Here is a 14,359-nt window from a genome sequence, read left to right as displayed (position 1 = left end):
TCGCCTCGGAAAACAAATGAAATACCTAAATTTAAAAGTCAGCCACCAACAATTATAATGATATTGCAGTTTTTCAGTGGTCTCCTTTTAGTCGAGAATGCTTAGGTTGCTCCTCTACTCATCTAGTGTCTGTTTCGCAATGGAACGAATTGGTTTCTCGACTTGTTTTTTTAAACAAAAATAACCATATCTAAATATCTAAAAATTAGCCATTATTTATATAGAGATTGTTCGACTTTAACCATTCTATATTTTGTTTTATCCCAGCCTTTTACTCTTATGTATAAATTCATTTTTCTTCTTACCAGTAAATACCCAATAAAGTTAACAACTCTTCCAAAGAATCAATAATAGTTCCCCGTCACTATAGCCTTCCAATTATATAAGACAGTACTTTCTCGTTCTTCTATAAAAAGTAGAATAACCTTCCTATGTTTCCATCCAATTAATTGCTATAATGGAAATAAAGTTAAATATTACTTAAATTACATATATGTATTGGTGATGATCTAATGAACAGAATATTATGGGCTACTTTTATATTTATTGTATTATTTTCAGGATTGGCAATAATTGGTGCAGCAGAAATGTTAAATCAATCCGCTGTCAAAGGCATTTTCTCGATTTTACTTTCCATTTTTATTATTTTTCTATTAGATAGCTTTTTACATTTACTCTCTAATAGAGAAACTAGTTGGAAAAAAAAGCATTATAAAAGCCTTTTAGAATGGATGGATAATGGAGGAATTGGGGATAAGAGGCTAGAACAAAGTCTTTTTAAGGACATCAAGCCAAAGTTTAATCTAATCGATAATCTCGAGCTTATCCAAGAGACATTTACAAAAATTGATAAGGAAAAAAGAGAACTATTACTAGCATACTTCAAGGCACAAAGAAACGCGGTCACTCTTAACACTACCTTTATGGCTATCTTTTCTACGATATTTAGTGGAATCCTTTTATACCTTATTCAAAATCCGGGACTATTTAACACAGAAGTAATGGGAAATGAAACATTCGATTTTATTGTAAAACTATTTACGTGGTTATTCTTTTTTATTATTGTGATGTATCATCTAGTCAAAATGAATGAGGGTACATCCACTAAAAATGAGCTATATATTGAAATATTAGAAAAACTATAAAAAACCTACCCATCAGTGGAGGGACCTTTAATCTCAATGATGGGTAGGTAATCCAATCAGACCTCTATGGACAATTAATTTCCCACCAATCTTCCTCGAATTTTCATTAGCAAAAGAGATTATTAACAGGAAAAAAAGCAAAGATACTATTTTACTATAAAAAAGCTACTTTCATTTTAAAACGGGGGAAATATGGATACTATCACACATACTTTATTCGGTGTCGGAATTTACCAAAGTGTTAATAAGGAACAAATGAGTAAAAAAGAAAAATATGCTCTTCTCCTTACCTCCATAGGAGCAAGTCAAATTCCTGATATTGACTTTATTTCACAACTATGGGATACCACTGGTCAATACCAATTGTGGCATAGAGGAATTACGCACTCTGTTTTTCTAGCTCCAATATGGGCATTATTGTTTTACATCATCAATCGTTATATTTTTAAAATCAAAGGAATCCAATCGTTCTTTATCGCACTTCTTGCCGTATTCATCCATAATACTAGTGATGTGTTTAATGCATGGGGAACAGGCTACCTTGAACCCTTTTCTACTGTTCGACTAACCTTTGGAACAATTCCAATCGTTGATTTAGTTATCTGGTTTATCTTTTTACTTGCTTTTGTCGCGACTAAGATTTATCCAAAAGTAAAGACACATCTATTATTCCGCATCGGTTGGATATTAATTGTGCTCCATATCGCCCTTCAATCTATACAAGGCTCTATTTTATACAAATATTATCAAGAAGATTATCAAGATCTAGCACTTTCCGCCAGCTTTATCCCATGGCACTTTACTATTGTTGGCAAAAATGGTGATACAGTAGATATAATTAATGATTCTCTTCTATCAAATGCTGAATTTGTGGAGCGAATTACCTCTAGCAATAATGTTGATCTTGATTTGTTATTTGCAGAAAATCCTGCTGCAGCTACTCTATATCAATGGTCACCATTTGTTGTAGTAGTAGAGGATAATAATAGAATTGGTATATATGACCCACGATTTTACCGTAACGGTGAATCTTTTTTAGGGGAGTATTTGGAAAAGTAGTTTCTTTTTTCTCTCTGACATTGTTTTCTGCCCAAAGACCAATCAGTAATAGAAGTTCCGAGTTCCTCACTGATTGATCTGATTTTACCATTATTATGCTTCTATTAAAAATATATCAAAATAATTAAAATATTATTGACGTATACAAGAACTGCTGAATCAACATCTATCAAATTATCAGAATGCAAAAAAAGGGGACAGCTCTTTCATTCTGATTCCCTTTGTCTATAACTTTGAGGCTTTTTATCTGTTTCTTATTTTCTAATTAATAGTGCTCCATGAGCGTTTACTATTTGTTCTTCCAATCGAATATCTTTTTTTCCCCACAAATCTCGCACTACTTTACTCTCCCCTATAAATCTATCAGATAAATCTCTGGGGATATCCAGATTAGCCTCACCTATATTAAAGAAAGCGACGTATTCCTCTTTGTCACTACGCCCTTCCCAAACAACCCAATTATCATCACGATAAATTTGTCGACGATAATTTAAGGTATGATACATATTTAATACTTCTTCATTTGTAAATAAGCTTAAAGTAAAACCATCAATATCTGGCAATGTTCCTCCATACATTAATGGAGATTGAAAATGGTCCATAAACTCATTAACAAATACTGTTCGTCCTTTGTAAACCTTGTCCAGTTATCTCCCCCGCCTCCATCAACAGCACGAATCCCAATATGACCTAATGGCAACATATCACAATCTGGCCAATTTCCTTTTCGAACATAGGAAACCCACTCTGCTGCTCGATCAAACATACAATATAAAGCATCCCAGTGATCCCAAAAGTCATCCGTTAATCTCCACATATTAGCATGATCCTGTAAAAACGTGCCATTTTTTACTTGTGCTGGACCAGGTGATAAAGAAAGAACAATCGGTCGTTTTGTTTTGTCTATTGCTTTACGAATAGCCGCGATCTCTTTTTTATGGGCATCATCATATAATCTTGAATAAGCAATATCATCCACTTTAATGAAATCCACTCCCCAAGAGGCATAAAGCTCCATTAAAGAGTCATAATAAAGCTGTCCTTCTGGCAAATCAACGTTAACCCCATACATATCCGAGTTCCAAGGACAAATATTGTTCATGGCAATATCTCTAGCCCGTTTATCTGTTCCCTTAATAGCAGTATTTTGATGAACAGCTTGCCGAGGAATTCCACGCATGATATGAATCCCAAATTTCAATCCTAATTGATGAATATATTCCCCTAAAGCCTTAAAGCCCTGACCCTGCTTAGAGGAAGGAAATCGATTCTCTGCAGGAATTAACCTTGAATATTCGTCCATATTTAACGGAAAAAATTGATTATACTTAGTCGATTTAGCTTCTGGCTCTGCCCATTGGATATCAACTACGATATACTCCCACCCAAACGGTTTCAAATGCTTGCTCATAAATAAAGCATGTTCTCTCACTTCTTCTTCTCTAACAGAAGCACCATAACAATCCCAACTATTCCAGCCCATAGGCGGAGTCTTAGCAAAATCTAAAAATGTCATATGTTTTTCACCCCAAAATATTTTGATAACGATTTCATTAACAATGATATTATAATAGAAGAAAAAAGGCTTAACCTATTTTTTAAATAAACGCTAAAAGAAAGATATTGTCGCATTTTTTATTTAGAAAGGTGATCATATGAGTATCTATAGAAAAGATTGTCGTTACGCAAGACTGACTGCATTTTATGCTCTTAATTTATCAAGTTTTAATATGGACACACATCAGCATTCTTCCTGCGAAATTATGTATGTAACGACTGGTAGTTGTGAAATAACAGTAAATGATCAAACATTTTTATTAAAGGAAAAAGAGTTTATTTTCCTTGATTCCTTCATTCCTCATAAATTATTAGTTACCCAACCCTGTACTGTACTAAATATTGAGTTCTCAATTGGATCTGAGGTTAGTGACTTTGATTTAGAGCCACTAAAGAATGCCTCTGAACCATATAAAGAAATTTCATTAACAAAGCCGGTATGTATAGTATCGAACGATTCTAGAAGTTTAGGCTATGCTATTAAAGATTTAATTAATCTCATGACCAATACTCATGCTAAAACATCTGAATTTACTTTTTTAACAAATATTCTCTTTCAAAGAATGATACTGGAGCTATTTCACGCACTTACCATAGATAATAATGCAAAAGGAATGCGCTACATTAATAAGGCAATTACATTCATTCATGCTAATTTAGAAGACGACCTCAATGTTCCTAAAATAGCCGAAGAAGTGGGGATTAATAAGTCTTATCTCCACAAGCTTTTCAAAGATTATACAGGCTATTCTATTAATGAATTTATATCTAAAAAAAGACTTGAACGAGCCTGCTTTTTACTAATCAACTCAAATAAAAGGATAACGGAAATCGCCTTTCAAGCTGGTTTTAATAGCAGACAGTATTTCAGCAATACTTTTGAGAAACATTTTTCTATGTCTCCTCGAGATTACAGAAAGCTTCATGGACAGACTATTGAAAGTTCAACCATTAACGGTCAATTAAGATTAGATGGTAATAACAACTGGTTATTGTCTAAAATGAAGTAGGAAATGAATCATCTAAAAATATATTTGAGTTTAAATCATCACAAAATAAAAACAGTAGAAATAGCCTGGTCGCTTTTCTACTGTTTTTATTAAGAGAAAAGATTATTATCGGAACTGTCTCATCTCTCTTCTTATTTCACTAAGCTTTCCACAACATCGTCAATAATTTGCGTATTAGCAATTGGTCCAGAGTATAGCCAGCTTGTATCTGGTCCATATTTGTAGATATTTCCATTTTTCACAGCCGGGATATTAGACCATAAGGAGTCTTTAAGTAATTCTGCTCCTTCTCCGTCACTGTTAATTAAGAATAAGTGATCTGCATCAAGTTGTGCTAATTTTTCTAATGAAATGGCAGACCAGTTACCTGTAGCTGTAGCTGAAATTTCTTTTACTACTTCTGGTACCTTCAATCCCAAATCTCCATATAGTACAGCGCCACTAGATACATTTTCTCCAACAATAAATAATTGATTAGAAACAAGCCAGATTGCTGCAGCTGATTCATCCTTTATGGATTCTTGAATTTTTGTTTTTGCCTCTTCAGCTTTTTGGTTATAGTCTGATAATACCTTCTCTGCTTCTTCTTTTTTCCCTACAACTTCACCAATTGTTTGTAATCTTGTGCGCCAATCATTATTATTTTCTTTGGCAACTACATACGTTGGAGCAATCTTCGCATATTGATCATATTTCGCCCCTTCCACTGCTGATGCGGAAGACATTAATACTAAATCAGGCGTAAAGCTAGATACTGCTTCATATGGTAGAGTTGAGTCAATTGTTGGAACTTCCTTTAAGTATTCTTGTAGGTAATCTTGAACTCCATTACCTTCTTGAATAGACCATTGAGCTACAGGTGTCACACCTAATGCTACTAAATCATCTTCCAAATAGGAGCCGATAATACTTTTAGGCTCTGCTGGAACCGTCACTTCATTTCCAATCGCGTCAGTTAGTGTACGTTCCGAAGATCCGTTCTCTGTATTGTCATTTTCTTCTTGACTATTATTATTTCCACATGCTGCTAGAACAGTGAAAACCAGTAGTAAACAAATAAATAATATTGATTTCATGTTGCGATTTTTCATTATGTATCCTCCTAATTGGTTATAACTTGATTATAATTGAAAACGATTATCACTTTCAATATTAACATCGATTTCCAACTAATTTTATAGTAAAATTAGTTGATAAGTTTACCACAGTTATTTATTATTCAACAATTTACATATTTTATTATCTCTATTTATCGGAAAGTGGGTTCTTCATGACTAAAAGCCATTCTTTAGAAAGTGACAAAGCGACAATATATAGACCAAAATCTGCAGCATTAGTTCTCGTAATCGGCATCCTTTTCCTTTTAATTTCTATTTGCTTGTCCATTATTTTAGGCGTAGCAGACATTAATCTATCAACCGTTTTACAAGGAATTTTTCATTTTGATAGCACTTCAACTGCCCATCAAATCATTTATCGTTTGCGTTTACCGAGAGCACTTGCAGCCACTTTTATCGGTGCAAGTCTTGCTGTTTCTGGTGCAATCATGCAAGGGATGACGAGAAACGCACTTGCTTCCCCTTCTATTATGGGGGTTACTTCTGGTGCTATGTTCACGGTATCTATCGCATTTGCCTTTATCCCTGTTGTTTCAAATACGGTTATTATGCTATTTGCTTTTGTCGGTGCAGGTTTAGGCGCAGCCTTAGTTTTTTTAATTGGTGCTCTTTCAAAAAGAGGATTAACGCCTATGAAATTAGCTCTTGCAGGTACAGCCATTAGTGCACTTCTTGGGTCTATTTCAACAGGAATTGCCCTTCGTTTTGATGTCGCAAAAGATATTAGTTTTTGGTATGCAGGAGGAGTGGCAGGAGTACAATGGATTAATGTCCAATTGCTTATCCCTGTAGCAATTATAGGATTGATCTTGGCGTTTTTCATTAGCAAATCGATTACAATCTTAAGCTTAGGAGAGGACGTTGCTTCTGGTTTAGGGCAAAAGGTCGGTTTTGTAAAGCTATTAGGCACCATTGTAGTCTTGCTTTTAACTGGAGCTGCCGTTGCAGTCGGCGGAACCATCGGTTTTGTTGGACTTGTTGTCCCCCATATCGTTCGTTTTATTGTAGGATCAGATTATCGATTAATCATTCCTTGTTCTGCAGTCGTAGGTGCTCTTCTATTAGTATTGTCCGATGTAGTCGCCCGTTTGGTTCACCCACCTTTTGAAACACCTTTAGGGGCAATCACCGCAATAATTGGAGTTCCTTTCTTTCTTTATTTAGCACGTCGAGAAGGGAGAGGTCTATAATGCTTTCTTCCAAATCAAGTAAGACTAAATTATTTATCGTTAGTACGATTCTTATTGTGGCGATTATTTGCGTATTCTTTCTTAGTCTAAATATCGGCACGATTAAAATTAGTCCGATTGAGATTATCGATGCCTTTACAGGCACAGGCTCCACCCAAACTTTTAATATTTTATATAATTTTAGGCTACCCCGATCAGTAATCGCGATTTTAATTGGAATCGGAATGGCTATTGCTGGGGCAATTTTGCAAGGAGTATCGAGAAATAGTTTAGCGGATCCAGGGATTATTGGTATTAATTCTGGAGCCGGTTTTGCCGTTATTCTTTATATCTTCTTTATTCAAGGAAGTGTTTTTCAATCAGGACCTTTATCTGTTTATATTATGCCATTTTTCGCCCTTGTTGGAGCATTAATTGCTGCTGCATTAATTTATGTGATCGCTTGGAAGGATGGGGTTACACCAGTTCGATTAGTATTGGTTGGTATAGGAATTAACGCTGCATTTGGTGCCTTGATTATTATTTTTCAATTGATGATGGATCCTCGCGATTTTACACAAGCGACTATTTGGCTATCGGGGAGTATATGGAGTGCTAGTTGGAGCTATGTTCTTGCTCTTTTACCTTGGATACTAATTCTTGTTCCGATTGCTATAAGTAAATTTCAATCCATCAATTTATTGCAGCTAGGAGATAATCTCGCCAAAGGGCTTGGTGTATCCATTGAAAGAGAACGAGGATTACTTTTACTAATTGCTGTAGGACTTTCAGGCGCTTGTGTTTCTGTTGGTGGTGGGATATCCTTTTTAGGACTCCTTGCCCCACATTTAGCAAGAATGCTGGTTGGCCCAAAAAACCAACGTCTCCTGCCAGTTGCAGCTTTAATAGGAGCCCTTCTCTTATTAACATCAGATATAATCGCAAAAAGCCTAATGGTTGGCTCAGAAATCCCTGTCGGCCTTGTGCTCTCCTGCTTAGGAGCACCTTATTTTATCTATCTTCTTATTAAGGAGTAATAGTTATTAACTCTTTTTGGAAAAAATTATAGTTTGGTACAAATACTAGAGGTCGTTATCATTACACGTTGAATATGTTATACTATTTTTGTCCTTTATAGGATATGCCTCCTTCCTTGGTGAGATATTGTGGTCGGGAAACCAACTTTATCCTACCATGGAGTGAGGCATTTTTTGATCGATACTACATGCTTTTGGAATCCTCTGGAGTTTCTAGAGTTAGATTCGTCCTTTTTTACACCTCAAGCCCCTCTCTTTTTCTGTAGTTCACGGATAATTTGTTGTTCTTGTTTGTCAAATTTATAAAATAGTAGTGCGATAATGGCTAGAGTACTACAGATTGCTGGTAGCCATATAAAGTTAAATTCTATGGCATGTAGAGAGGTCGCTGTTTGTTGTTGATTAGCAACATAACCACTTGCAGAAAGGATTGCTGCAGTTATAGCACCGCCTATCCCCATGCCAAATTTAGCACCAAAGCTCGATGCAGATGTTAACAGTCCTGCTGCGCGCACATTATTTTTCCACTCACCAAAGTCTACAGTATCTGTTAGCATTACGGAAATTAATTCGGTTTCAAACTGATAGAAAAATTATCGATATCTCAATGGAAGTTGGCTTTGACACCCCAAGCTATTTCATCAAAATGTTTAAACGCCAAAAAAATACACACCTTCCAAATTCCGCAAAGGCGGGGAGATAGAGGGACGTCTTTTGTAAGAACTATTTATCCAAATCTTTTGACCTTTTACATAGTTTGGATCACTTATTTCAACGTCGTAGAAGAAAATATATATTAGAAGGGATTAGTTGAACAACGTTCCTCAGTAGAACCGTCTCTCTGTGGATATCCTAACCCTTACCTAATCAAAAGCGCATGAACTTTGCGGATTTTTAATTTTGAAATGCCTGCTGACTTATTGGTTCCTTTGAAATAGCTTAGGTAGGATTCACCAAATAATTCGATGCGTTCGACTTTTTTTAGGTTTATCAGGAAGGAGCGATGGGTACGGTAAAAATACCATGGCAATCGGTCTACAAAGGATTGGAGGGTATCAGTTGTTTCATACATATTATTGACTGTATGTATGATCGTTTTCCTTGCTATTATTTCTATGAATAATATATCTTCCAACTGTATGTAGACAAAACCATTGTTTAATTTAATCAGGATTCTATTATCCGTTGCATTCTGTAAATTCATAGAAAGAAAGTCTTTTGCTTTATATAAGCAGGAAATTAATCGGGAAAAGTCAATTGGTCTTGGTAAATAACCAATTGCCGAGTAATTAAATGCTTCAATTGCAAGGCTCTTATCCCTTCCTATTAGGATTAGTTGAAAAGCGGGAAGAAACTCTTTATATTCGCTGTTAAAAAGAGTGGAATGGATGGATGGCAAGTCATAGTCGACAATAACTACATTCGGTTGTTTTAAAAAAATCAATTCTACTAAATCTTCACCAGTTTTTTCTTCACCTATTATTTCAAAATTAGAATGTATAGCAATAGATTCCCTTATAGAAACAATTATATCGGAATCCTTATCAGCTACCGCTATCGTTAGCGTTTCCATTCTCTCTCCTTTCTATAAAAGAACACTTCCCATTCATCTTGTACTTAATGTTTAGGTAAGGAATTACTAATGGAGCAAACCATCTTTACATCATAAATCCTTATTCCAATTCACAAGAAACAGGATGCGTTTCCAATCCTCCTCTCTTGTAAATCCACTAAATGAATTATAACTAATTTTGTAACTTTTCCAATGACGATAGAATAAATCGCTAGTTTCTCCCATATATAATATAATATTTTCTTTTGTTCCATCCCAAAAATTAGCTAGTTGATAGTCTGATCATTCTTCTGTTTTATTTCTAAACCAGTATATTAAACAAGAATTTCTGGTTTCCCCAACAAAAAACCTTGTGCAAAAGGAACCCTTAACACCTTTGTCATTGCTAGATCTGTTTCTTCTTCAATTCCTTCTAAGATAATTTTCGTCTTTTCATCTGCAATATTTAATAAATGATTAATAAATTTTTGCTTTTCCGGTGAAAATGCTAAATTATTTGAAAAATAGCGATCTATTTTAATAATGTCAGGAGTTATCTCCATAATACATTGGAAATTTGCCACCCCTTTTCCAAAGTCATCAATAGCTATTTGAAATTGATTAGCCTTTAGAATCGAGAGTCCTTCCTTAAATAATGGCATATCCCATAATGCTCTTTCTAAAATGGTTTCATTTATTTCAAAGACTATCTTTCCTTTCATCGTTGGAAAATTCCTTATTAAAGTTGAAACAAACATATTAAATCCTTTATTTAAAATGGTAGATGGAAAAATATTTACAAATAGGGGCCTTTTTCTTCTTGGTGAAAGAGATTGGAAGTTTTCAATTGTATTATGGATTAGAAAGGTATCTAATTCAAATAGATGATTTTCTTCTCTCGCCTCTTCAAAAAATGTTTCAATCGACATTTCTTGATCATTTGCAATTCGAAATAATGATTCATATCCAATTATTTCCCACTTTTTAATATTCCAGATCGGTTGATACACATGATAATAGTTTTTATCCTTTAATACGGTTAATTCATCCACGTAGGTTTCCTCCAAAATAGGGCAAAAATCATGATTATTTCCATTTTTCTATCCTATCTGTAAATTTACCTACTTTGTCATTAATTGTCTATTTAATATGTAGCATTTCAGACATAAATAGAGCCATTTTGGAATCCAATAAGTACTTTTTAAACAGGATAATAAACATTTTAAACCTTCTGCAAAATATGCTATTTTTCGACATAAACGTCCACGATTTGTCATATCATAACTAGATTCGATTCCTATTTAATAGGCAAAAGGAATTACATTTTTAATTGTATGCCCATTCTTCTTTTTACTTCATTAATTTTTAGCTTTGATATTTTCGCACCTCTTTCTACCCCATTAAAAGATGCGATAAAAGATTCTTTGGAAGAACGAACCTCGGCTACTTTTTCTAGATTAATAATATAAGAACGATGTGATAGTAAAAAGGTGTCATTTAATTGATATAGCAAATCACCGATGTTTTCCTGTGTTTCAAATACTTTATCTGTTGTGTATATATAAGATTTCCTTTCTATCTTCTCAATAAAAAGAATGTCCTCCTTTTTTATATAATGCATCCCTTTACTAAATTTAACTGGTAAATTATTAAAAGAAACCAGTTCCTTATTCTTATTTTTCCAAGCTATTTTTCGCTTGGCTTTTTCAGTTGCTTTATATAATCGGGATTTCTTTATTGGTTTTACAAGATAGTCCGTTGCTCCTAATTCAAATGCAGAAAATGCAAATTCTTCAGAATCTGCAAGAAAAATAAAAGGAATATCCAAATTTTGTACACTACATCGTTTCATCACTTCAAGTCCATTTAATAATGGTAAATCTATTTCTGTAATAACTAAATCTGGCTGCCACTGCAAAAGCTTATCCACTAACTCCATTCCATTGTTACATTCATCAATGACTTCTATTTGTTTATAAGCCTTTAGATAATAACGAATAAATGCTTTCATTCGGTTGTCTTCATCAGCTATAATCGTCCTTATTGACATAATTTCTCCCTTCATAAAGTGCAGCATTGTACTAGCAAAATGCTACATCAAATGAGACGAGCATCCTTTTTTTATCTTTTACTTTTGTGAATAATTTAGCTAATATTAATATAACGTATTCCTTGCATTTAGTTAAGTGACTGAACTATTTTATCATCTTCCTTTACTTTGAACCAGTTAAATGCCTTTCTCCATACTTTTCTTCATGAAAAGCAGTTTACCGGGAAAATCTTTGACAAAAAAGTTAATTGATATAAAAACTTGTGATGAATAGTACTCATTGGTTAAACCTCCTTACACAAAAACTAATACCATTTGTTTTTGCAAGTTCTATTTAATATAAAAAGAGCCAGACCCATATAGAGTCTTGCTCTGTCAAAAAATATTATCCAATAGCTGATTCAACATTTAAACTTTTCTTTTTTTTCCGCATCGTACACATTTATTGGAGTAATAGCTAAATTTATGGTGTCTTTTAAAAAAACAAATAATAGCACCAAATTTCATTTCCTCATCTCCATTCCAATAATCTGGTAATCCAGCCATCATAGCTGTTGCCTTAGATCTGTGACTTTGCGTCCCTCCTTTTCAGGAAAGTTTGCCTTTATACTGACTATTTTATATTCTTTGTACTATTTTATTATAAAAATATGGATGAAGAAAAGAATTTAGATTCAACAAATTTTGATATTTTTTGTAAATGAAGGAAAATTTTCGAAGTAATCACATGTCAACATTCTATTAGAAATATTATCCATCATTCTTCAAAATATAACAAATCAATCAATCTATCTGTTTGAGTCAAGTATTTGTGGGAGAAATTTTTTATCGTCGGAATTTCTCTCTTTTTCAGTGTGTTTGCTATCTCTATTGTTAACGCTTTCTATACTTACTCTATTTATAGTCAGGCTGTTTTCGTAAAATTTTTTGGGATCAATAGACCGTTCCTTTCCGCTACAGGCACTTGCTTTCCGCGGGGAGGAAGTCGAGCCTCCTCGCCGTTCCGGCTGTGGGGTCTCGACCTTTCCTCTATGTCCCGCAGGAGTCAAGTGCCTTTCGCTCCAATCCACTCTGCGTTTTCTATGTTGTTAAAATCCATAACCTTTTAGAATACAGTTTACAGTTAAACGTCGACAATCCTTTTTAAAATCCTTGTAATGCTTTTAACGCATGATATAGTGGCTTTCCTGTTGTTTGACTCAAATAGGCAATGTTTTGTCTTGTTGCCTGTCCTGCTGTTTTGGTTAGTTTTTCACGGTAGTATTTTGGTTTTATATGATTTGATTCCTTCTCTTCCAATCGTTTCGTCATTGTTCCGATCAGTGTTTTAATATCTAATCCATCTTTTAAGCCAACCATGAATCGAATAAATGCATCTATTCCTTTTTCACTCCATGCCCTTCCGTTTTTCAGACGCTTGGCAAACACACTCATGGTTCCTTCTGCGCTGCCCATCGGACGCATATCACTCGTATCTATTCCTTGTTCCTGTAACCAAATTCTATAGTCTCCAAGTGCCTCGGGATATGGAGAAAGCTGGTTAATTAATGCTTCTAATCGTTCTTCTTTTTTCTCTGTATCCAGGGTCGCCACTGCACTATTTAACTCTACTAATAATCCCTCTCCATCATACTTAGCTAGCTTTTTTCGTATCGCTTTATATCTAGGATGTTCTTTAAAAATACGTTGGATTTCTCGAGCTACGTGGAATCTGTCTATCGTGAAAAAAGCTTTCTTTTGAAAATACTCTCTGCACGCAGTTATCCAACTAGCTCCGTCCCCATTGATAGCTAAAAGATGAGTAGTTGGATCGTAATGATACGTATCCATTAAAAATTGTTCTAACTCTTCCCAGAAAGGTGCTTCTGCTTTATGAATAAAATGCCGTTTTCCCACAAGACTGGCTCTCTTTCCATTCATAGACCAACCTTCATGGATAGCTGCGATCTTTTCTTCTCGTCCGCGCTTCTTACCACCTTGCCGTTTAATAAATAAGCCATCTACTTCGATAAATAATACCTTTCTTTTTGGTTCGATTGGCAAGCTCGGTACAACTTCTGTTTGTAATAAATGTTGACGAATCGCTTCATGACTAGCTACAGAGTATCCAAGTAATTTTTCTAACGTAGAAGATGCATGTCTGTATGATGGCCCAGTAACCGCCAATTCCATCGCCATTTCTTCCACAACTGGACTAAATCCTTTACCGCCCTCAAACTGTAAATATTGATCTAATAAATAGACATATTTGTTGCCGATACGATCCCAATAGTAATTTCGCTTAATTGAAACAGATCCAAATAAGGTGTCCATCTGAATCGCTCTCTTATCTTTGAGTTGATATCTTCCTTTATCTCGTTGTTCAGCTATTTCTCTGTCATACCCAGTTAACAGCTCCTCGAGAACTTCCGAAAAAGTTTCCTGTAATGTTTTAAATAAATCACTTTCTATTTCTTTTAATGTAGGTAGTTTTATGGTATTTTGTTTCATAGGGACTTTCTCCTTTTGTATGTTTTGTCCGCAAACACTACTATACAAAAAGAAAGTCCCTTTTTCTTTATTTTTGCTCATACTACCGCGCTTGCGTTTGGTTGGCGGTCTAACGACCACCAACCAAACCAGAGGGTAAATTATTTTCTACCCACAAACATTTTACTCATAC

General features: G+C 34.6%; 11 protein-coding genes, 1 pseudogene and 1 riboswitch. Of the genes and pseudogenes, 5 read left to right on the top strand and 7 right to left on the bottom strand.

Features of this window, described 5'->3' with window-relative positions; genetic code table 11:
* Positions 1-512 precede the first annotated feature (512 nt).
* Both ADJ83_RS20830 and ADJ83_RS20825 read left to right on the top strand, forming a co-directional pair.
* Positions 513-1,145 (top strand): hypothetical protein, encoded by a 633-nt coding sequence (locus ADJ83_RS20830; RefSeq protein ID WP_031539889.1) that lies wholly within the window; start codon positions 513-515, stop codon positions 1,143-1,145.
* A gap of 192 nt (positions 1,146-1,337) precedes the next feature.
* Positions 1,338-2,204 (top strand): metal-dependent hydrolase, encoded by an 867-nt coding sequence (locus ADJ83_RS20825; RefSeq protein ID WP_031539887.1) that lies wholly within the window; start codon positions 1,338-1,340, stop codon positions 2,202-2,204.
* A gap of 254 nt (positions 2,205-2,458) precedes the next feature.
* Here the strand turns inward: ADJ83_RS20825 and ADJ83_RS20820 are convergent.
* A pseudogene (locus ADJ83_RS20820) lies at positions 2,459-3,720 on the bottom strand (glycoside hydrolase family 27 protein).
* Positions 3,721-3,859: 139 nt separating this feature from the next.
* On the opposite strand from ADJ83_RS20820, the gene ADJ83_RS20815 reads away from it, so the two are divergent.
* Positions 3,860-4,771 (top strand): AraC family transcriptional regulator, encoded by a 912-nt coding sequence (locus ADJ83_RS20815; protein WP_048719024.1) that lies wholly within the window; start codon positions 3,860-3,862, stop codon positions 4,769-4,771.
* 131 nt (positions 4,772-4,902) lie between these two features.
* Here ADJ83_RS20815 and ADJ83_RS20810 read toward each other — a convergent pair whose 3' ends face one another.
* Positions 4,903-5,862, bottom strand: a complete 960-nt coding sequence (locus ADJ83_RS20810; RefSeq protein WP_031539884.1) for an iron-hydroxamate ABC transporter substrate-binding protein — start codon at positions 5,860-5,862, stop codon at positions 4,903-4,905.
* A gap of 179 nt (positions 5,863-6,041) precedes the next feature.
* On the opposite strand from ADJ83_RS20810, the gene ADJ83_RS20805 reads away from it, so the two are divergent.
* Together ADJ83_RS20805 and ADJ83_RS20800 are read left to right on the top strand one after the other, a co-directional pair.
* Positions 6,042-7,079, top strand: coding sequence for a FecCD family ABC transporter permease (locus ADJ83_RS20805; protein ID WP_031539882.1), 1,038 nt, complete (start codon positions 6,042-6,044; stop codon positions 7,077-7,079).
* Positions 7,079-8,095: a FecCD family ABC transporter permease gene (locus ADJ83_RS20800; protein ID WP_048719023.1), complete on the top strand. Its 1,017-nt coding sequence runs from the start codon at positions 7,079-7,081 to the stop codon at positions 8,093-8,095. The genes ADJ83_RS20805 and ADJ83_RS20800 overlap by 1 nt, the downstream gene beginning before the upstream one ends.
* 242 nt (positions 8,096-8,337) lie before the next feature.
* Here ADJ83_RS20800 and ADJ83_RS20795 read toward each other — a convergent pair whose 3' ends face one another.
* The 5 genes from ADJ83_RS20795 to ADJ83_RS20770 all read right to left on the bottom strand — a co-directional run bounded on the left by ADJ83_RS20795 (position 8,338) and on the right by ADJ83_RS20770 (position 14,187).
* A complete protein-coding gene (locus tag ADJ83_RS20795; RefSeq protein ID WP_082169302.1) occupies positions 8,338-8,652 on the bottom strand; it encodes an MFS transporter in 315 nt (104 codons plus the stop codon).
* 302 nt (positions 8,653-8,954) lie between these two features.
* The gene (locus tag ADJ83_RS20790; RefSeq protein ID WP_048719021.1) at positions 8,955-9,668 is read right to left on the bottom strand and encodes a LytR/AlgR family response regulator transcription factor; all 714 of its coding nucleotides are present in this window, start codon (positions 9,666-9,668) and stop codon (positions 8,955-8,957) included.
* Positions 9,669-9,982: 314 nt separating this feature from the next.
* A complete protein-coding gene (locus tag ADJ83_RS20785; protein WP_048719020.1) occupies positions 9,983-10,699 on the bottom strand; it encodes an EAL domain-containing protein in 717 nt (238 codons plus the stop codon).
* 266 nt (positions 10,700-10,965) lie between these two features.
* Complete coding sequence (locus tag ADJ83_RS20780) at positions 10,966-11,697, bottom strand: LytR/AlgR family response regulator transcription factor (protein WP_031539875.1); 732 nt, start codon at positions 11,695-11,697, stop codon at positions 10,966-10,968.
* 529 nt (positions 11,698-12,226) lie between these two features.
* Positions 12,227-12,310: riboswitch (cyclic di-GMP riboswitch) on the bottom strand.
* A 530-nt stretch (positions 12,311-12,840) separates the two neighbouring features.
* The gene (locus tag ADJ83_RS20770; protein WP_048717475.1) at positions 12,841-14,187 is read right to left on the bottom strand and encodes an ISLre2 family transposase; all 1,347 of its coding nucleotides are present in this window, start codon (positions 14,185-14,187) and stop codon (positions 12,841-12,843) included.
* Positions 14,188-14,359: the final 172 nt, after the last annotated feature.

Source organism: Bacillus sp. 522_BSPC (genome assembly GCF_001076885.1).
GTDB classification, from domain to species: domain Bacteria; phylum Bacillota; class Bacilli; order Bacillales; family Cytobacillaceae; genus Niallia; species Niallia hominis.
This window is presented reverse-complemented; position numbering and strand designations above follow the sequence as displayed.